Source organism: Streptomyces sp. NPDC052496 (genome assembly GCF_040679095.1).
GTDB lineage: Bacteria > Actinomycetota > Actinomycetes > Streptomycetales > Streptomycetaceae > Streptomyces.
This window is the reverse complement of the sequence record NZ_JBFAUH010000040.1, coordinates 21,316-45,340: the sequence shown is the minus strand read 5'-3', so window position 1 is coordinate 45,340 and position 24,025 is coordinate 21,316. Positions and strand designations below refer to the sequence as shown.

Genomic DNA, 24,025 nt, shown 5'->3' with positions numbered 1-24,025 from the left:
CGTTCCTGGCACCTGTTCCGGACAGTCGTTCCGCCGGCTTTTCGGCGGCCCCGGACAACCGCATTCCGGACGGCGGCAGCCGACCACGATTCTCCGGCGCATCGGCTGCCACCAGCACCGTTCTCCAGGTCACGGGCCTGGACCGGCCGAAATCCGTCCGCCGTCACGACGCCTTCGGCCGGTGCGGGCGAGCCCTACTTGTTGGCGTTCTGGTACGCCTCACGGATATCGGCGGACACCCGGCCACGCTCGTTGACCTCGTAGCCGTTCTCCTTGGCCCAGGCGCGGATCTTCGCGGTCTCACCCGAACCAGAAGCGGAGCCGCTCACCTTGCGCGCCCCCGCGGCACCCGCCTTCACCCGCCCGGTACGGCGGCCGGCCTTCAGGAAGGGGCCGATCGCCTCCAGCAGCTTGTCGTAGCTGTCCGGGGCGAGGTCGACCTCGTATGCAATACCGTCGACCGCGAGGGAGTGCGTGGCGACCTCCGCGGATTCTTCTCCGGTGAGGTCATCCGTGTAAATAGTGACGATCTTCTGTGCCATGCGGGTGATTGTACGTCTCACGGCTCGCGATGGGGCCAATCTTTGGCGAGGTGCGTGAACCGGGGAACATCGTTTCGGAGATTGCCGGTGGATTCCTCGGATTCCCGCCCCTTTTCGACCGATCCGGCATTGTTGTGCACGGACGTGCATACCCCACGACGGCCCGGCCCGCCAGAGGGGCAGATCACTCCGCCCGGGGTCCGGCCGCGACCCGTCCGGGTTCCCCGCAGGACCGCCCCGGAAACTGATAGCCAGTACCGATCAACGCGTCATGTTCTAGCTATTTCCCCGATCAATGACCCCTGTGGCAGTGTAGGGAACCGTCCAACCCCTCGCGTAAGCCCTGTATCAGGACTTACGGCACACGAAGGAGAGCCTGTGCTCACTGTCGGTGACAAGTTCCCCGAGTTCGATCTGACCGCCTGCGTGTCGCTGGAGAGCGGCAAGGAGTTCGAGCAGATCAACCACAAGACCTACGAAGGCAAGTGGAAGATCGTCTTCGCGTGGCCCAAGGACTTCACCTTCATCTGCCCCACGGAGATCGCCGCCTTCGGCAAGCTGAACGACGAGTTCGCCGACCGCGACGCGCAGATCCTCGGCTTCTCCGGTGACTCCGAGTTCGTGCACCACGCCTGGCGCAAGGACCACCCGGACCTGACCGACCTGCCCTTCCCGATGATGGCCGACTCCAAGCACGAGCTGATGCGCGCGCTCGGCATCGAGGGCGAGGACGGCTTCGCGCAGCGTGCCGTCTTCATCGTGGACCAGAACAACGAGATCCAGTTCACCATGGTGACCGCCGGTTCCGTCGGCCGTAACCCCAAGGAGGTCCTGCGGGTCCTCGACGCGCTGCAGACCGACGAGCTGTGCCCCTGCAACTGGAGCAAGGGCGACGAGACCCTCGACCCGGTCGCGCTGCTCTCGGGCGAGTGAACCGCGGCTAGCGAACCGGAAGGAGATCCGACATGGCTCTCGACGAACTGAAGTCCGCCGTTCCGGACTTCGCCAAGGACCTGAAGCTGAACCTCGGTTCGGTGATCGGCAACAGCGAGCTGCCCAAGCAGCAGCTGTGGGGCACCGTCCTGGCCTGCGCGATCGCCTCGCGCTCGCCGAAGGTGCTGCGTGAGCTGGAGCCGGAGGCGAAGGCCAACCTCTCCGCCGAGGCGTACGCCGCGGCCAAGTCCGCCGCCGCCATCATGGCGATGAACAACGTGTTCTACCGGACCCGGCACCTGCTGTCGGACCCGGAGTACGGCACGATGCGCGCCGGCCTGCGGATGAACGTCATCGGCAACCCGGGCGTGGAGAAGGTCGACTTCGAGCTGTGGTCGCTGGCCGTCTCGGCCATCAACGGCTGCGGCATGTGCCTGGACTCGCACGAGCAGGTGCTGCGCAAGGCGGGCGTGGACCGCGAGACGATCCTTGAGGCCATCAAGATCGCTTCCGTCCTCCAGGCCGTCGGCGCCACCCTCGACGCCGAGGCCACCCTCGCCGAATAGGTGAACCGGCGGCGCCCGGCGGGCGCCCGGCCGGTACGACAGAGCCCCGCGGACCACGTGTCCGCGGGGCTCTGCGCATCATGGGGTAAATGTCCGCGCTGCTGCACCTTCTCGTCCGGTGGCTGAAGCGCCCCTACTGGGACGCGCCCGACCCCGTCTGGGTCGTCCGCCGCCGGCCCGGCCTCACCGCCTGCTGCGTCGCGGCGCTCTTCTTCTGGCTCTCCCGCACCCCTTCGCTGCTCCCCCGCCCCTGGTACCTCCAGGGACTGATCGGCGGCATCACGGCGGTCATCGGCTACGCCCTCGGCGCCACGGCGAGCGGCCTCTTCCGCGCGCTGTGCCGGTACCGTCCCGCCGAACGCACCCGCGCCCGCTGCTGGCTGGCCTTCCACGTCCTCGGCATCGTCCTGTCCACGGCGGCCGTCTCCTGGAGCGCCCACGCCCAGCGCCGCCTGCGCCGCCTCCAGGAGGTCGAGCCCTCCCTGGTCCGGCACACCCCGATGATCATCCTGCTCGCGGTGGCGGTCTGCGCGCTGTTCGTGCTCCTCGCCCGCTGCGTACGCCTGGTGTCCCGCCGGCTCGCCCGGTTCTTCGGCCGCTGGGTGCCGCGCCGGCGGCGTACGTCATCGGCGCGGCGCTGACCGCCCTCCTGGTCGCCGTCGGCTCCAAGGACGTCCTGTACGAGCGCGGCTTCATCGACATCGTCGACCGGATCTCCAAGGCCGCGAACCTGTCCACCGCCGACGGCATCACCCGGCCCCCCTCCGCGTACGTCTCCGGCGGCCCCACCTCCGTCGTCGACTGGGCGGAACTGGGCGCCGAAGGCCGTAACTTCGTCGGCTCGGTGCCCCGCAGACAGGACATCGCCGCCTTCACCGGCCGCCCCGCCAAGGGCCCGGTCCGCGTGTACGTCGGCGAACAGGACGGCGACGACGCGCGCTTCCGGCGCACCGCCGACCTCACCGTGCAGGAACTGGAGCGCACCGGCGGCTTCGACCGCAAGGTGCCGGCGCTGCTGGGCACCACGGGCAGCGGCTGGGTGGGCCCGCGGATGCCGGAGCCGCTGGAGTACATGTACGGCGGTGACTCCGCGATCGTCGCGACCCAGTACTCGTACCTGCCGTCGTGGATCTCCTTCCTCGTCGACAAGGAGAAGGCGGCACGGGACGCCCGCGCGGTGTTCGACGCGGTGTACGCCAAGTGGTCCGCGCCGCCCGCCGGCGACCGGCCCAGGCTGGTGGTGGGCGGCGAGAGCCTCGGTACGTACGCGACCGAGGCGGGCTTCGACGGGCTGGACGACCTGCTCGGCAAGGTGGACGGCGCGCTGCTGGCCGGGCCGCCCGGCGTCAGTCCCGTCTGGAACGGGGTGACCGCCGGGCGCGACCCCGGCAGCCCGGTGTGGCGGCCGGTGTACGACCACGGGCGGCACGTCCGCTTCGCGCAGTACCCGGAACGGGATCTCGCGCGCCCTGACGGGCCGTGGGAGCACCCGCGGGTGGTCTACCTCCAGAACGCCTCGGACCCGGTGGTGTGGTGGATGCCCGGCCTGCTCTGGCACCGGCCCGCCTGGCTGGACCGGCCGCTCGGCCCGGACGTGACCGACGAGATGCGCTTCCGGCCCGTCATCATCTTCTGGCAGACGACCGTCGACCTGGCGGTGTCCTTCGGCGCGCCGCCGCCGCACGGCCATCGCTACGGCACCGGAGCGGCGGGACGGCTGGGCGGCAGTCGTCCCGCCGCCGGGCTGGACCGGCCGGGACACCGCCCGGCTGCGGGCGTACGAAGGCGCGAGGGACGCGCCGTACTGGGCCGGGGCCCCGCCGGATGCTGTTCAGTCCTGCGGGCCGGTCCCCTTCGAAGCGTCCGTTCCCTTCGAAGAGTCCGCCCTCTTCGAAGAGTCCGCCGCCTTCGAGGAGTCCGTCCCCTTCGGCAGCACCGGTGCGACGCCGAGCGCCGTGGCGCCGTGCGGGGACGGCGTCATCCTGAGGGCCTGTTCCCGTGAGTACGAGCGCAGGTAACCGACGACGGTGTTGGTGACCGCGACCATCGGCACCGCGACCACCGCGCCGCCGATGCCGGCGACCAGGCCGCCCGCGGCCACCGACAGGATGACGGCGAGCGGGTGGACCCGTACCGCGCGGCCCAGGATGAAGGGCTGGAGGATGTGGCCCTCGATCTGCTGCACCGCCAGGACGACCGCGAGCACCATCAGCGCGGCGAAGACGCCCTGCGTGACCAGCGCGACCACGCAGGCGAGCGCGCCCGAGACCACCGCGCCGACCAGCGGGATGAAGGCGAACAGGAAGATGAAGACGGCGAGCGGCACGGCCAGCGGCACGTCGAGGAAGTAGATGCCGATGCCGATGAAGATGGCGTCGATCAGGGCCACTATCACCGTCCCGCGCACATAGGCGGTCAGCGTGCGCCAGGCGCGCGGCCCGGCGCCCGCGACGCCCTCGCGCGCCGCGCTCGGCACCAGCTTGAGCACCCAGTTCCAGATCCGCCGGCCGTCGTAGAGCAGGAAGAGCGTGGTGAACATCGCCAGCAGGATGCCGGTGAGCACCTCCAGCACGACGGTGACGCCCTCCAGACCGGCCGAGGTGATGGCCTGTGTGTTGGCGCCGACGGCGTCCTGGAGGTTCTTCGCGATGTGGTTGATCTGGTCCTCGGTGACGTGGAACGGGCTCTTGAGGAGCCAGCCCTTCAGCTCGGTGATGCCTTCCTGGATCCGGCTGGAGACCGAGTCGATGTTGTCCTGCACCTGCCATACGACGAACCAGCCGACCAGCCCCATGATGACGAACCCGGCGATGAACGTCAGGGCCGTGGCGAGCCCCCGCGGCACGCCCCGGCGCTTGAGCCAGGCGACGGTCGGCTGGAGCAGCGCGGTGATCAGCAGCGCGGCGACGAACGCCAGCACGACGAGCTGGATGGAGGTGATGACCTTGGCCAGCACCCAGATCGTGCCGGCCAGGACCAGCAGCCGCCAGCTCGCCTCGGCCGCGACCCGCACCCCCCACGGCACCGCGGCCACCGGGTCGGGACGGGGCGCGACGGCGGGCGCGTACGTCGGCGGGGCCGGCACCGAGTCCGGCTGCCGGTGGGTGTCCTCCGGCACGCCCGGCGCGCCGGAGGGCTCGCCGTCGGGCCGCGCACCCGCGAACGCACCGGCGTACGCGTCGTCGTGGGGCGCCTGGGGTACGGCCGCGTGCCCGGGACGCCTCAGCTCGTCCGGGTCGTTCTCCGCCGCCGCGGCCTCCGCCCGGCGGCGCTGGTCCTCCAGCCGCTGCGCGATCCGCGTCAGACCGGCGCCGAGGCCACCGACCCACTGAGGCAATCTGGACATGTCGCTTCCTCTTCCCCTCCCGCCCCCCGGTGCTGTCAGGACGACGTTACCGGTGCGGGACGCACGAAACCCCCGACGCCGTCGCGGCCGGGGGTTTCGCGTACGAAGCGGAGAGGCGGACCACCTTACGCGGTGATCCGCCCACGCGTTCTAGTACCAGTGGTTGTTCTGCCAGAAGCCCCAGGCACCGCAGGGGCTGTTGTAGCGGCTGTTCATGTAGTTCAGCCCCCACTTGATCTGGGTGGCCGGGTTGGTCCGCCAGTCGGCGCCGGCGGAGGCCATCTTGGTGCCGGGCAGCGCCTGGACGAGGCCGTAGGCGCCGGAGGAGGCGTTGGTGGCACGGTAGTTCCAGCCGGACTCGTGGTCCACGATGTTGCTGAAGCACTGGAACTGGTCGGCCGGCAGCATCTGCCGGGCGATGGCCTGCGTCTCGGCGATCGTGTACGACGCCTTGGCGGTGAAGGTGGACGCGTCGCGCGCGGCGGAGCGGGAGGCTTCCTTCTCCTTCTCGCGCTCCTTGGCGTCCTGCTCGGCCTTCGCCTTCTTGTCCGCGGCGTCCTTCTTGGCCTGCGCGTCCTCGGCGGCGGCCTTGCGGGCCGACTCCTGCGCGGACTTCAGCGCGGCGGCGTCCGCCTGGGTGGACGCTTCGTCCGCCTGCTGCGTAAGGGAGGCCGTCTGCACCTGGGCCTGGAGGCCCGCGGGTATGTCGGCGATCGTCGCGTCGGCCGCGGCGGCCTCGGTGTGGGCGACCGAGCCCTGCTCCTGGCCTGACGCGACGCCGACAACGGCGCCGACGGTGGTGACCGCGGTGGCGGAGGCCACGGCGAATCCCCGGACCGAAATCCGGCTCACACGCTTTCCTTCCAGCATCGTCCGCATAGGTGACCTCGCGGACGCAATCGTGCCCCTGGCGCTGGCCTCCCCTTGTTCCGCCCCCGGTTCGAGCGGAGGGGACGGCTGGTCACGGGAGGCGCTGGCCCGGTACGTCCCCCTCGGGGTCCGCGTGATGCTCGGGCGGCATACGGCGACGCTATGCAGTTCTGGGGTTCCGCACCGCTGGGGGTGCTGGTGTGCCGTATGCGGGGCCTGACAGGACCCAGACTCTGCCCGAACCGGACGCGCGGAATCAATTCATCGTTGCGTGTGAAAGCTCACACCCCGTTTGCCGACGGTGATTGGCGGAAATCCCCGCGCAGCACGGCGCCGCCCGGCTAAGCTCCTGCGCCCTGCCGGACGGCGCCGTACTCCACAACGGGTCAGATCCTGCCGTCCTCCAGCATTTCGGTCACCAGGGCCGCGATCGGCGACCGCTCCGAGCGGGTGAGGGTGACGTGCGCGAACAGCGGGTGGCCCTTGAGCTTCTCGACGACCGCCACCACCCCGTCGTACCGGCCGACCCGCAGGTTGTCGCGCTGCGCGACGTCATGGGTGAGCACGACACGCGAGTTGGCGCCGATCCGGGAGAGCACCGTCAGCAGCACGTTGCGCTCCAGCGACTGCGCCTCGTCGACGATGACGAAGGCGTCGTGCAGCGACCGGCCGCGGATGTGGGTCAGCGGCAGCACCTCCAACATGCCGCGCCCCACCACCTCTTCGATCACCTCCGAGGTGGTCACCGCCGACAGCGTGTCGAAGACGGCCTGCGCCCACGGGCTCATCTTCTCCGCCTCGGTGCCCGGCAGATAGCCCAGCTCCTGCCCGCCGACCGCGTACAGCGGCCGGAAGACCATCACCTTGCGGTGCTGGCGCCGCTCCAGCACCGCCTCCAGGCCCGCGCACAGCGCCAGCGCCGACTTGCCCGTACCGGCCCGGCCGCCCATCGAGACGATGCCGACCTCCGGGTCCAGCAGCAGGTCGAGCGCGATCCGCTGCTCGGCGCTGCGCCCGTGGATGCCGAAGGCCTCCCGGTCGCCGCGCACCAGCCGTACGCTGCCGTCCGCCGTGACCCGGCCGAGCGCCTTGCCGCGGCCGGACTGGAGCACGAGCCCGGTGTGCACGGGCAGCCCCTCGGCCTCGGGCAGGTACGCGGTCTCCTCGGCGAACAGGCCGTCGATCTGCTCCGCGCTCGCGGTCAGCTCCGCCATGCCCGTCCAGCCGGAGTCCGTGATGGCCAGTTCGGCGCGGTACTCCTCCGCCAGCAGGCCCACCGCGGACGCCTTGATGCGCAGCGGCAGGTCCTTGGAGACGACCGTGACGTCGTAGCCCTCGGCCTGGAGGTTGCGGGCCACCGCCAGGATCCGCGAGTCGTTGTCGCCCAGGCGGAAGCCGGCCGGCAGGACGCCGGGGTCGGCGTGGTTCAGCTCGACCCTGAGGGTTCCGCCCAGTTCCCCGATGGGGATCGGGGCGTCCAGCCGCCCGTACCGCACCCGGTACTCGTCGAGCAGGCGCAGGGCCTGCCGGGCGAAGTAGCCCAGTTCCGGATGATGCCTCTTCGCCTCCAGTTCGGTGACCACGACGACCGGCAGCACGACTTCGTGCTCGTCGAAGCGCGACATGGACCCTGGATCCGCCAGCAGGACGCTGGTGTCGAGGACATAGGTGCGCCGGCCGTTCTCACGGCGCTGCTTGCTGTTCACCACGGGTGGACGTACCCCCTCGGATGAGGTCGGGGTGCGACGGCGTCGCGGGAGCGGGGTCGCCGCGCCGGCGGGCGGCGGGCGACGAGGCCGGGCTCGGGCCGCGATGCACGGGCCGAACACCGGCCCTCCGCGTCGTCCGTGCGGTCCGCACGGTCGTCCGTGATGCGCAAAGGGCCTCCCGGGCGGACGGCCCCGTGCCGTCCGCTGAGATACGGCATCCGATGACTGGTACTGCCGGATACCGACCTGGAAGGGATATTCCCGCGAACGTGCGCAACCATGCAATGGCATATGACGCACGGTCGGTGAACGCTTGGTTACGGATTTGACGTGGGTGGAGTCCCGCGCCGGGAGTTCGTGATCCGGGTGGCCTAAAAGCCGTAACGGCGGTGACGGGCGGCGTAGTCGCGCAGGGCGCGCAGGAAGTCCACCTTGCGGAAGGCCGGCCAGAAGACCTCGCAGAAGTAGTACTCCGAGTGGGCGCTCTGCCAGAGCATGAAGCCGGAGAGCCGCTGTTCGCCGCTGGTACGGATCACCAGGTCCGGGTCCGGCTGGCCGCGGGTGTAGAGGTGCTCGGAGATCAGGTCGATGTCGACGATGTCGGCCAGTTCCTCGAAAGAGGTGCCGCGCTCGGCGTGGTCCAGGAGCAGCGAGCGCACCGCGTCCGCGATCTCCTGCCGGCCGCCGTAGCCCACCGCGACGTTCACCAGGATGCCGGTGTGGTCGGCGGTGGCCTGCTCGGCCTCCTTGAGCACCCGCTGCGTGTCGGACGGCAGCAGGTCGCGGTTGCCGACGTGGTGGACCCGCCAGCGGCCGTCGGCGGCCAGGCCGCGCACGGTGTTCTCGATGATCCGCAGCAGCGGGGTCAGTTCCTTCTCGGACCGGTCGAGGTTGTCGGTCGACAGCAGCCACAGCGTGACCACCTCGACGTCGGTCTCCGCGCACCAGCCCAGCAGCTCGGTGATCTTTTCGGCGCCGGCCTGGTGGCCCTGCACGGTGGTACGGCCGTCGGCCCGCGCCCAGCGGCGGTTGCCGTCGAGGATGACGCCGATGTGCTTGGGAACCTGGTCATGATCGAGGCGGCCTTCGACCCGGCGGGCGTAGAGCCTGTAGACGAGGTTGCGCAACGCGGGCGGGTACGGGATACGCACCCCGGAAGATCGCAGCATGTGTGGTCAAGCCCCTCCGTGCAAATGGCGGTCGCCCCCGTCGCCTCAAGTCGGCAACTTTACGTCGCGCACGTCCCGGCGGCCCAATCAGGTGTGTCACAACTCCGTGATAAGGAGATGACCATGACTGATGCCTCTGTCCGCATTGCCGCGAAATCGCGCTACGACTCCATGGAGTACCGCCGCGTCGGCCGCAGTGGTCTCAAACTCCCCGCCGTCTCCCTGGGCCTGTGGCACAACTTCGGCGACGACCGTGCCCTGGCGTCCCAGCGGGCGATCCTGCGCCGCGCCTTCGACCTGGGCGTGCCCCTCCCCCGAGGACTCCGATGAACTTCGTCCAGGGGGCACCCCCATCGGCCTCGCGAACAACTACGGGCCGCCGCCCGGCTCGGCCGAGCTGAACTTCGGAAAGATCTTCGCGCAGGACTTCCGGCCCTACCGCGACGAGATCGTCCTCTCCACCAAGGCCGGATATCGCATGCACCCCGGGCCGTACGGGGAATGGGGTTCGCGCAAATATCTCCTCTCGTCGCTGGATGCCTCACTGAAGCGGATGGGTGTCGATTACGTCGACATCTTCTCTTCGCACCGTTTCGACCCGGACACGCCGCTGGAGGGGACGATGGGCGCCCTGGCGTCCGCCGTCCAGCAGGGCAAGGCGCTGTACGTGGGCGTCCCGTCGTACTCCGCCGAGCAGACCCGCGAAGCCGCCCGCATCCTGCGGGAGGTGGGGGTGCGGCCGCTGATCCACCAGCCCTCGTACTCGATGATCAACCGGTGGACCGAGGACGACGCCCTCCTGGACACGCTGGAGGCGGAGGGCATGGGCTGCATCTCCTTCGCTCCGCTCGCCCAGGGGCTGCTGCCGGACACGTACCTGGACGGCATCCCGGAGGGCTCGCGCGCGTCGCAGGGCAGGTCGCTCGATCCGGGCCTGCTCTCGGACGACGTACGGCGGCGGCTGCGCGGCCTGAGCGGGATCGCCGCGCGGCGCGGCCAGTCGCCGGCCCAGCTGGCGCTGTCCTGGGTGCTGCGGGACGAGCGGATGACGTCGGCGCTGATCGGGGCGAGCAGCGTGGCGCAGCTGGAGGCCAATGTGGCGGCGGTGGGCGCGCCGAAGATCACGGATGAGGAATGGTCCGAGATCGAGGAGTTCGCGAAGTCGACCGACGGTGTGAACATCTGGGCCAACCGCGGCTGATTCTGTTCGGTCCGTGACGCCTTGGCGGGAGGCTCACCGACTTCCGCAGGAACGTTCGCACCACCCGTGTACGAAACCCGCCCCGACATGATCATGGCGAGATCCGTACCGGGCAAAAAAGCGGGCCGGTCCGTGGGGGGGATACGGACCGGCCCGAGGGGGGGTTTCCACCATAACCCCGCCGAGGGGGTGCTCAGTGCAACTTCAGGCGGAACGGCGCGCACAATTTCTTGATCAAGGCGCCGCCGCACCCCCCAGAAGGACTCCCAGGAGCGCCCCGATGATCATGAAAGGCCCGTACGGCATGGCCTGTTTGAGCCCATCACCACGGCGATCCACGGCCCTCGCGCGCCTCAGCAGCACCCCGCACCCGTAGAGCGCGCCGAACAGCAACCCCGCGAACGCGCCAGTGATCAGAATTGCCCAGCCGTACCACCCAAGAGTGACCCCCAGGCCGATCGCCAACTTGACGTCGCCGAGCCCCATTCCTGCCGGATTGACCAAATATAGGACGAAATAGAACCCGGAGAGGGCGAGCCCCCCGAGCAGCGCCCCGCCCCACGTCCCGGCCGCCGCGTCGGCCCAGCCGGCGGCCCCCAGCAGCAGCACCGCGCCACCCGCCAGCGGCAGGGTCAGCACATCGGGCAGCCGGCTCACCCGCCAGTCGACCACGGCGAGCAGCACCGCCACCGGGGCCACCGCCAGCCAGGCCGCCAGCTCCGGGCGGGGCCCCGTGGCGGCGGCGAGCATCCCGCACGCCGACGCGGTGACCAGCACGGTCCCCACCGCCCCCGGCCCGTAAGGCCCACAGACCCGGCAGCGCGCCGGCCCCACCCAGCCCCGCCACGCCCCGGCGAACGGATGCCCGCCCGGACAGCGCTCGCGCCAGGTCTCCCCCGGCTCGACGGCCAGCCGGTACGCGGCCCGGGGCACCAGCAGACCGGCCGCGGCGCCGTACCCGACAGCGAGAACCACCAACGTCACAGGCACCCGCCCGACCCTATTCTGATAAAACGCTGCGCATGTCCCGCTGGCAGAACGGATCAGGAACGCTCCGCTTCGTGCAGATCACGGGCGCGGAGCCGACACCCCCGGAAGCGGACCTCGCCGGAGCGGCCGCACCGGTCCCCCTGGAGATCGCCGCTTCCTACCGCGCACGGTCCCGCGGCCTCCTGGGCCGCGACGGCATCGACGGCGCCCTGCTCCTCACCCCGGCGAGCGGCGTCCACACCTTCCGTATGCGCTTCCCCCTCGACGTCGCCTACCTCACCCGCGACCTCACCGTCCTCGCCGTACGCACTATGCGGCCGGGACGGCTCGGCCGCCCCCGCCTCCGCGCCCGGCACGTCCTGGAGGCGGAGGCCGGCGCGATGGCCCGCTGGGGCCTGCGCCCCGGCACCCGCGTCACGATCGACACCCTCTGACCCGCACACCGGCCCGCCGGCCCGACAGCTCGGCACCGCCGGCACGCCGCATCAGCTGGTGGCTCGTCGCCCTGCCGCGGACCGGCCACTCCCAGGGCAGGAGCAAGCAGGCAGGCCCGCGCGATGCGCTTCCAGCTGATCGCGTGTGAGCGGTGCGAAACCGACCATAGGGAACATACCCGCATATGTACTATCTTCCAGCGCCAACCCACCTGTCGACGCCGCGCAATTACTTCTTCCAGTCGGCACTCCCGGCCGCCGGCCCCGCAATCAGCACACCGAACCGTCAACACGGGCATGACGGCGCCACTCCGGCCCCTCCGACGCGCCTGTACGACTATGTGCGCACCAGCGCCTCATCGGCGGAGCACGTCCCCCTGCACGGTCCGCACCAGCCCACCGATCGCGGCGGGGCTGACGGTCACGATTATGGAAGGGGCGTCGCTTTCGCGGAGCAGCACCACTCCCCCGGAAGACGCCGCAAGTTCGATGCAGTTGCTGGCGTTGCCGCTGTACGAAGACTTCTGCCAGTCGGGTACGGACACGATCGAGCCCTTCAGAGGTCGTTGATGACGGTATGGATGAACTCACGTGAGGCGGTCTCTCCGAGCGCCATGGCTTCGAAGCGCTTCATGAACGTGCGGTACCTGTCCAGCTGGGCATCCGCATACTCGAACACCGCTCCGTGCTCAGTGTCGAGTTGCACCGTGTCCAGCTGCGGGACCACCCCCTCCGCGTAGACCACCGTCTGCCCGGCACCCGGGAAGATCCCCGCCGAGAACGGGATCACCAGCACCGTGACCCGCTCCCGCTCGCTCATGGCGACGATGTGCTCAAGCTGCTTCCGTGTAAGGGAGTGCCCGCCGAACTCCATACGCAACGCAGCCTCGTGAATGATTGCCGTGTACGGCACCGGAGACTCCCGGTACAGAACTTCCTGGCGTTTGATCCGGTGGGAAACCAGGTGCTCCACGTGCGGCGGCGACGGCTCGGGGACATTCTGCAAGAAGGTCAGGCGAGCGTAATCAGTCGTCTGCAACAGGCCCGGCAGGTGCGAGACTTGCGCGGTCCATATGGCCGTCGCGTGCTGCTCCATCTCCGCGAGGTCGAGCAGGTCGGGAGGCAGTTTCTCCCGGTAATCCTCCCACCAGCCGCGATTTCCCCCGACTGCCATGTCGGCAAGCGCCTCCACAAGTGCGGCGTCGGCGCAACCGTAAGCCCGAGCCAGCGTGCGCACCCGCTCCGCACTCACACCGATACGTGCCACTTCGATGTTGCTGACCCGAGATTGCCCCAGGCCGGTCAGGGCGCCGGCCTCAGTCGCGCTGAGACCGGCCCGCTCACGCAGCTTGCGCAACTCGCCTCCTAGGCGCCGCTGCCGGACAGTCGGCGCTTCCCTGGCAGGCATACGGACACGCACCTTCCCGGTCGGGTGAGCACCAAATCTACATCGGTGTACTGAAGTACCCGCAGCGCGTGGACTACAACACCCGCCGTGCACTACCTTCCGTATCGGACCAACTACTTCCAGCAGTAGTGGAGATGCGCATGCCCCTGCACGCAGTCACCCCCCTCCGGCACCCCGCCTACCGTCACGGCAACTGGGAGTACAGCCTTCGGCTCCCCCACAGTCCGCTCAGCCCCGGCATCGCCCGCGCCACCACGCGGCTCGTGCTGAACCGGCACTCGCTCGGCGAACTCGGTGACAGCGCACAGCTCCTGGCCTCCGAACTCGCCACGAACTGTTACCTGCACGCTCCGGGGCCCGCCCGGCTCCGGCTCTCCTGGGAGGGTGGTGTGGTGCGGATGAGCATGTGGGACACCGGTCGCGTGCTGCCCGGTGTCGCCGAGCGATCGACGGTGGACGGTGCCGTCGTCGGCGCTGGGCGCGGCCTGCGGCTCGTGGGGGCGTACGCCGATGACTGGGGCTGGTACGCGCTCGATCCGAACCGCCTCGGCGTCGACGGCAAGATCGTCTGGTGTGAGCTGTACCGCTGAACCCGCTGTTCAGTCGGCCATCGCCACAGCGTCCGGCGTCCGGGGCGCCGTCGCACGGGAGTCCACGCGGCGCTGGAGTGCTGCCGCCCACAGGGCCGCTCCCAGTGCGGCCGCGCCCACCGCCGCGCCGACCCAGGCCACCGACGTGTAGCCGAGGCCCGCGTCGATGGTGAGGCCGCCCAGCATCGGGGTCAGGGTGATGCCGACGTTGAAGGCGGAGGTGTTGACCGCGGGGGCCAGGGTGGGGGCGCCGGGGGCGAGGGTGAAGACCCGGGACTGGACGACCGGGTTGGTGAGGTAGCCGGTCAGGCCGAGGGCGAAGATCAGGGCGATGGTCACGGCCAGGTCGGCGGCCGTGAGGGCGAGCAGGGCGGAGGCGGCGGTCAGGCCGCCGATGCCGAGGAAGAGGGTGCGGAGCGGGTGGCGGTCGGCGGTGCGGCCGCCGAGGGTCACGCCGAGGAGGCCGCCGACCCCGTACAGCGCGAGTACGGCCGGCACCAGGGCCGCCGGCAGGCCGCTCACCTCGGTCAGCAGGGGCGCGAGGTAGCTGAAGGTGACGATGGCGGCGCCGAAGCTCAGCGTGGTGAGGAGGTAGGAGACCCACAGGGCGGGCCGGGCCATGGCCGCGACCTCGCGGCGTACGGAGGGGAGTTCGGCGTGGTCCGGGCGTCCGGCGGGCAGGGCGGCCAGGAGGGAGACCAGGCTGAGGGCGGTCAGGGCGACCACGCCCCAGAAGGCCGCGCGCCAGCCCGCGTGCTGGCTCAGCACGGTGCCCGCCGGTACGCCCACGATGGTGGCGAGCGTGAGACCGGTGCCGACGACCGACAGGGCCTTGCCCTTGGCGTCGGCGGGGACCAGGCTCACCGCCGTCGCGGCGGCCACCGCCCAGAAGCCCGCGTACGCGAAGGCGCTGACGATCCGCGTCGCGAACACACCGCGTAGCCGGGGGCCAGCGCGCCGACCACGTGCCCGGCCAGGAAGACGAGCTGGAAGGTGACCAGCGCGGTCCGGCGCGGCAGCCGCAGGGTGCCGACGGCGAGGACGGGCGCGCCGATCACCATCCCGATGGCGAACGCGGACACCAGCAGACCGGCGTCGGGGATGGAAACTCCCAGGTCGGCGGCCACGTTGGGCAGCAGGCCGGCGAGCATGAACTCGGAGGTTCCCTGGGCGAAGATTCCCAGGCCGAGGAGGTGGACGGCTAGGGGCATGGGGTGCGTACTCCCGGGGGTGAGTTATGTAACGGGTGGTCCAAAATGAAGGCAGAAAGAACGGCAGGAAGGGAGGCGGAAAGGGAGGCCGGGTGGGGCCGGCCTGGTGGGAGCGGTGGGTGCGGCGGCGCTTCAGAACGCCGCCATGAAGCCCTCCGCGATCCCTTCGAGCCCCGCACGGTCCGCCCCGCAGCGCGCCGAGACGCGCAGGCCGCCGACGGCCGCGATGACCAGGTGGGCGAGGGCGCGCGGGTCCTTGTCCGCGGCGATGTCGCCGTCCCGCTGCCCGGACGCGATCGCGGCGCGGATCGCGTCCAGCCGCAGCCGGTAGTCCCGCGCCAGTTCGCCCGCGACCTCCTCGTCGCGGGCCGCCACCTCGATGGCGGTGTTCACGACCAGGCACCCGCGCCGGGCGCCCCGGTCGCCGCACTCCTCGTCGACGATCCGCCGGAAGTGCGTACGGATCTTCTCCCGCACCGGCAGGTCGCTCTCCAGCAGCGCGAACAGCTCGGCGTTCCGGTCCGCCATGTAGCGGTCCAGCGCCCGCTCGAAGAGATCGTGCTTGCTCTTGAAGGTGTTGTAGATGCTGCTGCGCCCGAGGCCGGTCGCCTCGCACAGGTCCTGGGTGGACGTGGCTTCGTAACCGGCGGCCCAGAACGCGTCCATCGCGGCGTCGACCGCCCGCTCCTCGTCGAACTTCCTGGGTCGGGCCATGGAGGTGACGTTACCGGTATTGGATCGTTCAGTCCAATACCGGGAGGGGCGAGCCGCCCAAGGGCGGTCGCGGTGCCGCGGCCTACTCCCAGGTCGCGGTGTCGGGGTCGATGCCGTGAGCGCGCGCGCTGGCGTCGATGGCGCGCCGGAACCACGTGGCGAGGCCGGCGCGGATGCCGTCGTAATGGGCGGCGAACGCCGGATCGGCCTCGAACCTGCGGCCGAGGCAGACCTGCATCTGCCGGGTCAGGGGGAAGTACGCGGCGAAGACCTCACGGTGCCGCTCGACGAGCTGATGCGCTTCCGGGCTGCCGGGTGTGACGCCGGCGTCCATCGCCTCCCCGAGCGCACGGTCGAAACCGGCCGTGGCGTCGGCGACGGCACGCCACTCCTCCGGGCCGCGGGAGGCGGAGCGTTCGGCGTACTGCCGCCATTGCGTGGTGTCTCCGAAGCGCTGCCGGGCCTCGGCGGTCCAGTCCGGGTTCCACCGGGGGCCGAAGATCTCGGCCTGCTGCTCGGCGGTCAGCAGCAGGCCGCGCTCATGGGCGTCGATCATCCGGTCCAGCCCGGCGCTGAGCTGTCGCAGGCGGTCGATCCGCTCCGCGACCTGGGCGCGCTGCGCGCGCAGCGCACCGGGCACGTCCGCGGCCGAGTCGTCCAGGACGGCCCGGATCCCGGGCAGGCCGAGACCGACCTCGCGGTAGACGACGATGCGGTGCAGACGTTCCAGGTCACCGGCGGTGTAGAGCCGGTAGCCGGCAGCCGTACGCAACGACGGCCGCGCCAGGCCGATCTCGTCCCAGTGGTGCAGCGCGCGGACCGTCACGCCCAGGCGCGCGGAGACCTGACCGACGGTCAGGCCGTCCGCGTCGGGGTCGGTGGTGTCAGGCATGCTCCTCATTGTCGTTGCCGTCGTTGCCGTCGTGGCCGGCGCCTGGCGGGGTGATCCCGATGGCCGCGAGGTTCCGCGCCTCCTGGCTGTCCGGGTCGAAGGGCTTGGCCGCGGTGAGAACGATCCGTGCGTTCTCGGGAGTGATCACCGTGATGTCGCGGGTGTTCCAGGGCGTGTCCCGCGGTCCGTCGACCGAGTCCGGGCGCACCGCACGGCAGGCTTCCACCAGGGAATCGATCTGGCTGAGGACGCACGCGAAACTGAAGCTGACCGCCGGCGGCTGCTCCGGCACGTCCGCCGCCGCGACGAGGAGGACGTCCTGGAACGCCCACCGGCGCAGATGCACCAGCTGCCCGGGAATGCTGAACAGTTCGAAGAACCCGAGTCCGCGGACCCAGAAGTCCACCGACGCCGCCAGATCGCCGGTGGGAATCGTGACGAAGGCGGGCATGCCGTAAATGCCGCGGAACGGTTCCGGCGCGACCGCATCGGGGCCGGGAGTGGGGACGGGGCTCATCTCGAACGCGTTGTAGTAGTCGCTCATGCGGTGTACTTTCCAGCCTCACGCTGCGTGAGGGTCAAGCCGGACGCGAGCCGCGCGCCAAGCCGCACGCAAGCCGGTCAGGTACGCCGCAAGCCGGGCCGGTACGCCGCGATCCGACCGTGCGCCCTCATCCACCCGTACGCCCTCACCCGCCCGTACGCGGAAAGCTCACCTCGACGCGCCGGTTCTTCTTGCGGCCGTCCTCGGTGGCGTTGTCGGCGATCGGGTACTGCTCGCCGTAGCCGCGGATCTGGAAGGTGACCGCCGAGCCGAGGCCCTCGGCCAGCTCCCGCTGAACCGCGTTGGCGCGTTCCTTGGAGAGGACCAGACCGTGCGCGGCGGAGCCCAGGTTGTCGGTGAAGCCGAAGACGCGCAGGTTGGCGGCGTGCTGCTGCTTGATCTCGGCGGCGATGGCGCTGATGCGGGACAGCGCGTCGGGAGAGAGTTCGGCGCTGTCCTTGCCGAAGAGGACCTCGGCCTGGAGGGCGAAGGTCACATTGGCGTTGGTGTCCTGGCGCCGCTCGGCGCCGTCGTCGGTCTCCACGATGGACTTGATGTTGAGCACCTTGGCGGGGGCGAGGGTGGCGCCCTGGACCATGCGGAGGTCGGGGTCGCGCGGGTCGATCTGCACCGGCGCCGTGGTGTCCTCGGAGATGCCCGGCGGGTCGTCGGCGTACGCGGCCGGCGGGGCGGGCGTGAGGGTGAGCAGGAGGGCCGCGGCCGCGGTGACGGCGGCCCGTGCCGTTCGGGCCGGGATCCCGGACGTGGTGGTCATGGGTCAGTCCGAGATCGAGACGGTGGCGGGCGGCATGGTCGGCAGCTGGAAGTCGACCTCGGTCACCTTGGCCGGCGGGGCCGGGAACTGGGCGAACACGGGGCGGCTCTCCCCCGGTTTGAGACCGCTCAGCCCGGTGGTGCACAGACACTCGCCCTCGGTGTCGCGCAGTACCAGGTAGCGCTTCTTGCCGGCCTTGTCGACCAGGGTGGCGCCGGAGACGGAGGAGCGGGAGCGCATGCCGGTCTCGTTGGAGCGCCAGTTGATCGCGTTGAAGATCTTCGTGCCGTTGTTGGTGACGGTCCCGCTGACCGTGACGAAGCCGCCGGTGTCCCGGACCGCGGAGTGCAGCGTGACGGCCACCCCGTCCGGCCCCTTCACCTCGCCGATGACCCGCTTGGTGTCGGCGGCCGGGGTGCCGCGTCCGGTGTCCTTCGGGGCGGCGGCCCGCGTCGACGGCTTGCCGTCCGCGCCGCTGCCGCCGTCCTCCCCGCCGCAGCCGCCGACGACGAGAGCGAGGCCGGCGGCGATCGCCGTGGCGGCCACTCTCCTGGTGGCCTTCGAAGGGCGCCCAGTATCCATGGATGCGATTCCCTCTGCTCGTCGTCGGCTGGTCATTCGGCTAGGCGTACGGAGAACAGGTCGGCGGCTTCGGGCAGGTCGTCAGGGGCGGCGGGGTCGACGGTCCACTCCTTGCCGTCCTCGCAGGTGAGGTGTGCGGCGGGGGGCCCGGGGGGCGGGTCGTCGGCGGGTGGGTCGTCGGCGGGTGGGTCGTCGGCGGGCGGTTCGTCCGCGGGCGGGGTGCCGCCCTCCTCGTCCCCCGGCTCGGGTTCCGGCTCCGGTCCCGGGGTGCAGCGTGGTTCGACCACCGCCCTGGCCCGCGCCGAAGCATGGGTGTTCTCGGTCCCGGGAATCACCGAACGGCCCACGGTCTTACGGGTGTCGGCCTCCACGGCGAAGGACGTGGGGTACGAGCCGGGAGTGCACGTCGCGTCGGCGTCGTTGCGGCCCGCGAACCGCTGGGCGTTCGCGCACGCCTCGTCGCCGGGGACACCGCGGCCGCCGAGCAGGTCCTCCCAGGGCGCGCCCGTACGGACCGCGTCGAGGAGTTCCGTACGCAGCTGGTCCCGGTACTTCTGCCCGGCCGCCAGCGCGGCCGCGTCCGCCGCGGTCTGCGCGGAGTTGCGCGTCGCGGCGGCCTGCCCGACCGCGAAGAACGCGAAGGCGAGGAAGAGCAGGCCCGCCACGGCCACGAGGTAGACGGGGAACGCCTGGCCGGCGTCGCGGGACCGGCGGCGGGGCGCCGCCCGGGTCAGATCCCCACGACCTCGGAGATCTTGTTGGAGATGGCCGTCGCGATCTGACTGCCGAAGTCCGTGGTCGACAGGACGAGCACGATCGCCACGACCACGGCGATGATGCCCAGGTACTCGATCGAGGTCTGCCCCCGGTCGTCGTCCTTTCCCCACAACCGCTTCGCCATCGTGTTCCCCTCCATGGGCGGCCGGGCCGCTCCGGTCCGGATGGTCTGCCCCCGTGGTGCCGCCCCGCGCGCACACGTCGTCCGGCGGGCCGCCGTACGGGCGAGGGCCGTACAGGCGCACACCGAACACGCGTACACCGGACGTGCGCACGCTGCGCACACGCACGCTCGCGACACGAGAAAAATACGCCGGAACACCGGTCCCGGGACAGGGCGTCCGCCCGCATTCCTTTCCCGTGGGCGCGGGTTGAAGCATCGGCCGGTGAATTCGGGGCCGGACACCATACGGTTCGCCCGGTTCGTCGCGTAAGGCGGAGGACGCCGGTCCAGCCGGAACCTCCGGTACGCCCGTCCCGTCCGACCGCATCCTCCCCACCCCCGCCCGTCCTCGTCGACAGCGCCGTCCGCACCCGTCCCGGTGTGCCCGGCGGTGCGCCCGGGGCCGGGGAACACGTGGATGCCGACTGTGCCACATACCGTTGCGTACGCGAAGGGTGTTTGCCCAACAGGAGCCGTTTCGAGACGCGGAAGGAGTCGCCTTGCCACGGGAGTTGACGCCGGCCCCGCGCGCCCGTCCGTACGCCCGCGTCAGTCCCCCATCAGCGACCCGAAGTCGGTGCCCGAGCCGAGGAAGAAGCCCGCGACGAGCAGGATCATCGTGGCGGGGACCATGAAGGTGGTGACCACCATGGTCGCCTTGGGCACCGCGCGGGCGGCCCGCCGCCGGGCGTTCTGCGCGTCGGTACGGCGCATGTCGTCGGCGATCTGGATGAGCGTGTCGACGATCGGGGAGCCCAGTTCCTCGCCCTGCTGGAGCGCCGTGACGAACTGGGCCACCTGCTCGGAGTCGTTGCGTCTGCGCAGTTCCTCGAACGCCTCGCGGCGGCTGACGCCCATGTCCAGCTGCCGCAGGGTGATCCGCAGCTCGTCGGCCCAGGGACCTTCGTACTTGTCGGCGACCCGGTCCAAGGCCTGGCGGAAGCCCAGCCCGGCACTGACCACGACGGCCAGCACGTCCAGGAAGTCGGGCAGGGTGCGCTCGATGGTGTCCTTGCGTTGGCGAATCGCGGCCCAGATGCCGACCTCGTTCCAGAGGAATCCGAAGGCGACGAGGAGGAGGGCGAGCAGGAGCTGGGAGCGCAGCAGCATGACGAGCGCGCCGCCGAAGCCGAGGAAGCCGTACACCGCGCGGCGGGCGGCGTAGCGGTCCACGGTCAGGCCGCCGGGGTTGCCCGCCAGATCGATGCGTCTGCGCACCTTGGCCACCCGCTTCTCCCCCATCAGGCGTAGCACCAGGGGCGCGTAGCGCATGCCCGCCCGGTCCACCGCCGAGCCGACGACGGTGGTACGGGAAGCGCCGACCTCCAGGGCGACGGCGATGTCCGAGGGCAGCCTGGCCTCGCGCCGGTAGAGCGCGACGCCGTAGCAGATGCCCGCCACGGAGAGCGCGAGGGCGAGGGCGAGAAGCAGTCCGGTCGTTCCGATTCCCATGGGTGGGTGCCTTCTGACGGGGAGGTGCGGCGGGAGGTTCAGACGTCGATCTTGGAGATGCGGCGGATCACGAAGAACCCGACGGCGTACAGGACGAAGGCCGCCACCACCGCGGCCTGCCCCAGGAAGGTGGCCGTCATCCGGTCGATGGCCCCGGGGGCGATGCGGTTCATCAGCAGCAGCGTGCCCAGGCCGAGGAACGGTACGACATACGCCGTGACGACGACCTGGGAGAGCTGGGTGCGCACCTCGCGCCGGGTCTCCTTGCGCTCCTCCAGGGTCTTGGTGAGGTTGCGCAGCGAGCCGACGACCGTGCCGCCCGCGCGGTTGGACAGCACCAGGGTGGTGACGAGCACGACGAGTTCGCGCGAGGGCAGCCGGGCGGCGAGTTCGTCGAGGGCCTCGTCGAGGGAGTGGCCGACGGCCAGCTTGTCGGAGACCTTGGCCAGTTCCTCGCCGGCGGGCGCCTCCAGTTCCTCGGCCGCCATGCCCAGGGCCGTACGCAGCGCCAGACCGGCCTGGGTGGCGTTGGCGAGGATGCGGGACAGCTCGGGCAGCTGGTTGATGAACCGCTCGATACGTTTCTGCCGCTGCCAGTTGAGGAAGGCGTACGCGGACCAGACGGCCGCCAGGGCCGCGAGCGGGCCGAAGAAGGGCGCCAGGACCGCCTGCGCGACGATCCAGACCCCGGTGACGACGGCGAGCAGGTACACGAAGAACTCGCCGGGGGTCACGTCCAGGCCGGTGGCGGCGAGCCGCAGTTCCAGGCCGCGCCCGAGGCGGGTGGCGCGCAGCCGGCGGTCCACGGCGACGAAGCGGCGGCCGTGGCCGGTCCGGGGCAGGCCGTGGTCGTCGGAGAGCCGGTCGACGAGGTCCTGGTGGCGCTCGCGGCCGGTCGTGTACAGCCGCAGGCCCACGACGGCCAGCACCGCGCAGAGCAGGGTGGTGCCGAGGGTGAGCAGGGCGATGTCGTCCAGGGGCATGGGCGCGGGTCCGTCCTCCGGTGGGTCGGCGGGTGGCTAGGAGGCTTCGCGGGTGGCGAGCTGGTCGGCGGTGGCCGCCACCCCGAAGGCCGGGGGTACGGGTTCGTCGGCGAGGTAGAGGCGTTCGGCGACGCGGCGCGGCAGCGGGTGGTAGCGGAAGCGGCCGCGTACGGTGCGGTCGGCGCCGCTCGGCTCGGCCTCGAAGCGGCAGACGGTGGCGAGGCGGTAGTCCGCGTGGCCGTGCGAGTCGAGGATGGCGATCTCGCCGATGCGGCGGGAGCCGTCGGCGTGCCGGGTGATCTGGACGATGCAGTCGACGGCGCTGTTGATCTGGTCGCGCAGCGCCTCGAAGGGCACCTTGACGTCGGACATGGAGGCGAGCGTCTGGAGGCGCATCAGGGCGTCCTCGGCGCTGTTGGCGTGCACGGTGGCGAGCGAGCCGTCGTGGCCGGTGGACATCGCCTGGAGCATGTCCAGGGTCTCGCCGCCGCGGACTTCGCCGACGATGATGCGGTCGGGGCGCATGCGCAGGGAGTTGCGTACGAGGTCGCGGATGGTGATCCGGCCCTTGCCCTCCACGTTGGGCGGCCGGGACTCCAGGCGGATCACGTGGTTCTGCTGGAGCTGGAGTTCGGCGGCGTCCTCGACGGTGATGATCCGCTCGCCCTCGGGGATGAGGCCGGAGAGGGCGTTGAGGAGGGTGGTCTTGCCGGCGCCGGTGGGCCCGGAGACGACGACGTTGAACTTGGCCCTGACCAGTCCGGCGAGCAGCATCACCATCTGGTCGTCGAGCGTGCCCATGCCGATCAGTTCGGGCAGCGTGTAGGCGCGGGGGAAGCGGCGGATGGTGAGGGTGGCGCCGTTCAGGGCGAGCGGCGGGATGATGACGTTGACGCGCTCCCCGGAGGGCAGCCGCGCGTCGACCATCGGGTTGGACTCGTCCACCCGGCGGTTGACGGTGGAGACGATGCGTTCGATCGTCTGCATGAGCTGTTCGTGGGAGGCGAAGCGGACGGGGACCAGCTCCACCCGGCCGTGCCGCTCGACGTACACCTGGTCGGGGCCGTTGACCATGATCTCGGTGACGGAGGCGTCCTCCAGGAGCGGTTCCAGGACACCGAGGCCGAGGGCCTCGTCCACCACGCGGCGGATGAGCTGGGCGCGTTCGGAGGTGGACAGGACCGGGCCCTCGCGGCTGATGATGTGGCCGAGGACGCGCTCCAGGCGGGTGCGGCGCTCGGCCGCGGCGAGCGCCGACATCTCGGCGAGGTCGATCTCTTCCAGCAGCTTGGCGCGGTACACGGCGACGAGGTGGCCGTCCTCGCGGCCCGCCGGGGGAGCCTCCGGCGCGGCGATGCGGGCTTTCAGGCTCATGGGGTGGTGGTTCCTCCGGGTTCGGCGGGCAGGGCCATGGTGGCGCTGCGGGTGGCGTGCCAGGGGCCGGCGCCGGGGATGACGGACGGGATCTCGACGGTCGCGGTGGCCCGCACCTCGCCGCCGCCCTCGGAGGCCCGGACCTCGGCGTCCGCGCCGATCCAGGTGCTCATGGCCGCCTTGCCCGCCGCCTCCGGGCTGGTCTTCCGGTCGGCGGCGTCGAGGGTGGCCGTACGGGCGGCGGCGCGCGCGCCGGTACCGGCCTGCTGGACGGCGTACGCGGCCAGGCCGAGCTGGATCACGGCGAGGGCGATGAGCAGGAGGACCGGCAGGAAGCCGAGGAATTCGACGGAGACCTGGCCGCGGTCGTCGCGCCGCGGGCGCGGCCGCTGCCGGTCCTGGACGTGTGCCGTCGCCCTCACGCCTCCTCCTCCGCCACGCCCGCCGTGCCCGTGACGGTCCACGGGAAGTTCCCCGCGCCGGGGAAGAGCACCGGCACCTTCAGGCCGACCTTCGCCTTCCACAGACCGCCCTCGGCGCCGCAGGCGATCGTGGCACCGCCCTGCCAGGCGCCGGGCAGGTCCTTCTTGGCCGCCGCCGCGCACGCGCCCGCGCCGCCGGTCTCCGTGGCGGTGCCCGCCCGGGCGCCCTTGTCGGCCGCGTTGGCGGCGAGCGCGTACGTGTAGCCGACGAGTACGAACTGCCAGAGCAGGACGAGGACAACCAGGATCAGCGGGGCCAGCCCGAGGAGTTCGACGGAGATCTGGCCGCGGTCGTCGCCCGGCCGTGGGCGGCGCACC

At 71.1% G+C, this 24,025-nt stretch carries 26 protein-coding genes and 2 pseudogenes; 6 read left to right on the top strand and 22 right to left on the bottom strand.

The genetic code is table 11. The features are described from left to right. Positions 1–194: 194 nt before the first annotated feature. Positions 195–542, bottom strand: coding sequence for an Lsr2 family protein (locus tag AB0L45_RS35970; RefSeq protein WP_365847714.1), 348 nt, complete (start codon positions 540–542; stop codon positions 195–197). A gap of 378 nt (positions 543–920) precedes the next feature. Between AB0L45_RS35970 and AB0L45_RS35965 the strand changes: the two genes are divergently transcribed. The 3 genes and pseudogenes from AB0L45_RS35965 to AB0L45_RS35955 all read left to right on the top strand — a co-directional run. Beyond that, positions 921–1,475 (top strand): peroxiredoxin, encoded by a 555-nt coding sequence (locus AB0L45_RS35965; protein WP_365847712.1) that lies wholly within the window; start codon positions 921–923, stop codon positions 1,473–1,475. A gap of 32 nt (positions 1,476–1,507) precedes the next feature. Then, positions 1,508–2,041, top strand: a complete 534-nt coding sequence (locus AB0L45_RS35960; protein WP_365847710.1) for an alkyl hydroperoxide reductase — start codon at positions 1,508–1,510, stop codon at positions 2,039–2,041. 89 nt (positions 2,042–2,130) lie between these two features. Further along, positions 2,131–3,683 (top strand): annotated as a pseudogene (locus tag AB0L45_RS35955) (alpha/beta-hydrolase family protein); the annotation flags it as partial. 189 nt (positions 3,684–3,872) lie between these two features. On the opposite strand, the gene AB0L45_RS35950 reads toward AB0L45_RS35955, so the two are convergent. The 4 genes from AB0L45_RS35950 to AB0L45_RS35935 form a co-directional block, all read right to left on the bottom strand. Beyond that, on the bottom strand, positions 3,873–5,387 hold the full coding sequence (locus tag AB0L45_RS35950; protein ID WP_365847708.1) for an AI-2E family transporter: 1,515 nt from the start codon (positions 5,385–5,387) through the stop codon (positions 3,873–3,875). Positions 5,388–5,537: 150 nt separating this feature from the next. Next, positions 5,538–6,239, bottom strand: coding sequence for a transglycosylase SLT domain-containing protein (locus AB0L45_RS35945; protein ID WP_365847706.1), 702 nt, complete (start codon positions 6,237–6,239; stop codon positions 5,538–5,540). A 404-nt stretch (positions 6,240–6,643) separates the two neighbouring features. Continuing rightward, complete coding sequence (locus tag AB0L45_RS35940) at positions 6,644–7,966, bottom strand: PhoH family protein (RefSeq protein WP_365847704.1); 1,323 nt, start codon at positions 7,964–7,966, stop codon at positions 6,644–6,646. A gap of 371 nt (positions 7,967–8,337) precedes the next feature. Beyond that, a complete protein-coding gene (locus AB0L45_RS35935) occupies positions 8,338–9,135 on the bottom strand; it encodes an isoprenyl transferase (protein ID WP_365847702.1) in 798 nt (265 codons plus the stop codon). A gap of 123 nt (positions 9,136–9,258) precedes the next feature. On the opposite strand from AB0L45_RS35935, the pseudogene AB0L45_RS35930 reads away from it, so the two are divergent. After that, positions 9,259–10,336: pseudogene (locus AB0L45_RS35930) on the top strand (aldo/keto reductase). A 234-nt stretch (positions 10,337–10,570) separates the two neighbouring features. Here AB0L45_RS35930 and AB0L45_RS35925 read toward each other — a convergent pair. Continuing rightward, the gene (locus tag AB0L45_RS35925; RefSeq protein ID WP_365847700.1) at positions 10,571–11,326 is read right to left on the bottom strand and encodes an A24 family peptidase; all 756 of its coding nucleotides are present in this window, start codon (positions 11,324–11,326) and stop codon (positions 10,571–10,573) included. 32 nt (positions 11,327–11,358) lie between these two features. Here AB0L45_RS35925 and AB0L45_RS35920 point away from each other — a divergent pair, with 32 nt between their 5' ends. Next, positions 11,359–11,760, top strand: coding sequence for a DUF192 domain-containing protein (locus AB0L45_RS35920; protein ID WP_365847698.1), 402 nt, complete (start codon positions 11,359–11,361; stop codon positions 11,758–11,760). A 356-nt stretch (positions 11,761–12,116) separates the two neighbouring features. Here AB0L45_RS35920 and AB0L45_RS35915 read toward each other — a convergent pair whose 3' ends face one another. Next, positions 12,117–12,305, bottom strand: coding sequence for a DUF397 domain-containing protein (locus AB0L45_RS35915; protein ID WP_365847696.1), 189 nt, complete (start codon positions 12,303–12,305; stop codon positions 12,117–12,119). Positions 12,306–12,316: 11 nt separating this feature from the next. Then, positions 12,317–13,168, bottom strand: a complete 852-nt coding sequence (locus AB0L45_RS35910) for a helix-turn-helix transcriptional regulator (protein WP_365847694.1) — start codon at positions 13,166–13,168, stop codon at positions 12,317–12,319. Positions 13,169–13,308: 140 nt separating this feature from the next. On the opposite strand from AB0L45_RS35910, the gene AB0L45_RS35905 reads away from it, so the two are divergent. Further along, positions 13,309–13,758: an ATP-binding protein gene (locus tag AB0L45_RS35905; protein WP_365847692.1), complete on the top strand. Its 450-nt coding sequence runs from the start codon at positions 13,309–13,311 to the stop codon at positions 13,756–13,758. A gap of 9 nt (positions 13,759–13,767) precedes the next feature. Here the strand turns inward: AB0L45_RS35905 and AB0L45_RS35900 are convergent, their stop codons facing one another. The 14 genes from AB0L45_RS35900 to AB0L45_RS35835 all read right to left on the bottom strand — a co-directional run bounded on the left by AB0L45_RS35900 (position 13,768) and on the right by AB0L45_RS35835 (position 24,024). After that, a complete protein-coding gene (locus tag AB0L45_RS35900; protein ID WP_365847690.1) occupies positions 13,768–14,691 on the bottom strand; it encodes an MFS transporter in 924 nt (307 codons plus the stop codon). Continuing rightward, the gene (locus AB0L45_RS35895; RefSeq protein ID WP_365847688.1) at positions 14,619–14,969 is read right to left on the bottom strand and encodes an MFS transporter; all 351 of its coding nucleotides are present in this window, start codon (positions 14,967–14,969) and stop codon (positions 14,619–14,621) included. The genes AB0L45_RS35900 and AB0L45_RS35895 overlap by 73 nt, the downstream gene beginning before the upstream one ends. Before the next feature lie 132 nt (positions 14,970–15,101). Beyond that, positions 15,102–15,683, bottom strand: a complete 582-nt coding sequence (locus AB0L45_RS35890; RefSeq protein ID WP_365847686.1) for a TetR/AcrR family transcriptional regulator — start codon at positions 15,681–15,683, stop codon at positions 15,102–15,104. 82 nt (positions 15,684–15,765) lie between these two features. After that, the gene (locus AB0L45_RS35885) at positions 15,766–16,575 is read right to left on the bottom strand and encodes a MerR family transcriptional regulator (RefSeq protein ID WP_365847684.1); all 810 of its coding nucleotides are present in this window, start codon (positions 16,573–16,575) and stop codon (positions 15,766–15,768) included. Next, the gene (locus AB0L45_RS35880; protein ID WP_365847682.1) at positions 16,568–17,119 is read right to left on the bottom strand and encodes a VOC family protein; all 552 of its coding nucleotides are present in this window, start codon (positions 17,117–17,119) and stop codon (positions 16,568–16,570) included. The genes AB0L45_RS35885 and AB0L45_RS35880 overlap by 8 nt, the downstream gene beginning before the upstream one ends. A gap of 145 nt (positions 17,120–17,264) precedes the next feature. Then, the gene (locus tag AB0L45_RS35875; RefSeq protein ID WP_365847680.1) at positions 17,265–17,894 is read right to left on the bottom strand and encodes an OmpA family protein; all 630 of its coding nucleotides are present in this window, start codon (positions 17,892–17,894) and stop codon (positions 17,265–17,267) included. Between the two features lie 3 nt (positions 17,895–17,897). Continuing rightward, the gene (locus tag AB0L45_RS35870) at positions 17,898–18,476 is read right to left on the bottom strand and encodes a hypothetical protein (RefSeq protein WP_365847678.1); all 579 of its coding nucleotides are present in this window, start codon (positions 18,474–18,476) and stop codon (positions 17,898–17,900) included. A gap of 32 nt (positions 18,477–18,508) precedes the next feature. After that, positions 18,509–19,210, bottom strand: a complete 702-nt coding sequence (locus tag AB0L45_RS35865) for a pilus assembly protein TadG-related protein (RefSeq protein WP_365847736.1) — start codon at positions 19,208–19,210, stop codon at positions 18,509–18,511. Next, a complete protein-coding gene (locus tag AB0L45_RS35860; protein WP_365847676.1) occupies positions 19,207–19,377 on the bottom strand; it encodes a hypothetical protein in 171 nt (56 codons plus the stop codon). The genes AB0L45_RS35865 and AB0L45_RS35860 overlap by 4 nt, the downstream gene beginning before the upstream one ends. Before the next feature lie 588 nt (positions 19,378–19,965). Beyond that, on the bottom strand, positions 19,966–20,868 hold the full coding sequence (locus AB0L45_RS35855) for a DUF5936 domain-containing protein (RefSeq protein ID WP_365847674.1): 903 nt from the start codon (positions 20,866–20,868) through the stop codon (positions 19,966–19,968). A gap of 38 nt (positions 20,869–20,906) precedes the next feature. Then, complete coding sequence (locus AB0L45_RS35850; protein ID WP_365847672.1) at positions 20,907–21,851, bottom strand: type II secretion system F family protein; 945 nt, start codon at positions 21,849–21,851, stop codon at positions 20,907–20,909. Positions 21,852–21,887: 36 nt separating this feature from the next. Continuing rightward, positions 21,888–23,225, bottom strand: coding sequence for a CpaF family protein (locus tag AB0L45_RS35845; protein WP_365847670.1), 1,338 nt, complete (start codon positions 23,223–23,225; stop codon positions 21,888–21,890). After that, complete coding sequence (locus AB0L45_RS35840; protein WP_365847668.1) at positions 23,222–23,647, bottom strand: TadE family protein; 426 nt, start codon at positions 23,645–23,647, stop codon at positions 23,222–23,224. The genes AB0L45_RS35845 and AB0L45_RS35840 overlap by 4 nt, the downstream gene beginning before the upstream one ends. Beyond that, positions 23,644–24,024, bottom strand: coding sequence for a TadE/TadG family type IV pilus assembly protein (locus tag AB0L45_RS35835; RefSeq protein ID WP_365847666.1), 381 nt, complete (start codon positions 24,022–24,024; stop codon positions 23,644–23,646). Before AB0L45_RS35835 ends, AB0L45_RS35840 begins: the two co-directional genes overlap by 4 nt. Between the last annotated feature and the right edge of the window lies 1 nt (position 24,025).

What these genes read in the sequence shown, in the direction of transcription:
- AB0L45_RS35910 (WP_365847694.1), bottom strand. Translation starts at nt 13,168, where the DNA reads ATGCCTGCCAGGGAAGCGCCGACTGTCCGGCAGCGGCGCCTAGGAGGC.
- AB0L45_RS35885 (WP_365847684.1), bottom strand. Translation starts at nt 16,575, where the DNA reads ATGCCTGACACCACCGACCCCGACGCGGACGGCCTGACCGTCGGTCAG.
- AB0L45_RS35960 (WP_365847710.1), top strand. Translation starts at nt 1,508, where the DNA reads ATGGCTCTCGACGAACTGAAGTCCGCCGTTCCGGACTTCGCCAAGGAC.
- AB0L45_RS35855 (WP_365847674.1), bottom strand. Translation starts at nt 20,868, where the DNA reads ATGGGAATCGGAACGACCGGACTGCTTCTCGCCCTCGCCCTCGCGCTC.
- AB0L45_RS35905 (WP_365847692.1), top strand. Translation starts at nt 13,309, where the DNA reads ATGCCCCTGCACGCAGTCACCCCCCTCCGGCACCCCGCCTACCGTCAC.
- AB0L45_RS35935 (WP_365847702.1), bottom strand. Translation starts at nt 9,135, where the DNA reads ATGCTGCGATCTTCCGGGGTGCGTATCCCGTACCCGCCCGCGTTGCGC.
- AB0L45_RS35895 (WP_365847688.1), bottom strand. Translation starts at nt 14,969, where the DNA reads ATGCCCCTAGCCGTCCACCTCCTCGGCCTGGGAATCTTCGCCCAGGGA.
- AB0L45_RS35870 (WP_365847678.1), bottom strand. Translation starts at nt 18,476, where the DNA reads ATGGATACTGGGCGCCCTTCGAAGGCCACCAGGAGAGTGGCCGCCACG.
- AB0L45_RS35845 (WP_365847670.1), bottom strand. Translation starts at nt 23,225, where the DNA reads ATGAGCCTGAAAGCCCGCATCGCCGCGCCGGAGGCTCCCCCGGCGGGC.
- AB0L45_RS35950 (WP_365847708.1), bottom strand. Translation starts at nt 5,387, where the DNA reads ATGTCCAGATTGCCTCAGTGGGTCGGTGGCCTCGGCGCCGGTCTGACG.
- AB0L45_RS35920 (WP_365847698.1), top strand. Translation starts at nt 11,359, where the DNA reads ATGTCCCGCTGGCAGAACGGATCAGGAACGCTCCGCTTCGTGCAGATC.
- AB0L45_RS35875 (WP_365847680.1), bottom strand. Translation starts at nt 17,894, where the DNA reads ATGACCACCACGTCCGGGATCCCGGCCCGAACGGCACGGGCCGCCGTC.
- AB0L45_RS35890 (WP_365847686.1), bottom strand. Translation starts at nt 15,683, where the DNA reads ATGGCCCGACCCAGGAAGTTCGACGAGGAGCGGGCGGTCGACGCCGCG.
- AB0L45_RS35850 (WP_365847672.1), bottom strand. Translation starts at nt 21,851, where the DNA reads ATGCCCCTGGACGACATCGCCCTGCTCACCCTCGGCACCACCCTGCTC.
- AB0L45_RS35970 (WP_365847714.1), bottom strand. Translation starts at nt 542, where the DNA reads ATGGCACAGAAGATCGTCACTATTTACACGGATGACCTCACCGGAGAA.
- AB0L45_RS35880 (WP_365847682.1), bottom strand. Translation starts at nt 17,119, where the DNA reads ATGAGCGACTACTACAACGCGTTCGAGATGAGCCCCGTCCCCACTCCC.
- AB0L45_RS35860 (WP_365847676.1), bottom strand. Translation starts at nt 19,377, where the DNA reads ATGGCGAAGCGGTTGTGGGGAAAGGACGACGACCGGGGGCAGACCTCG.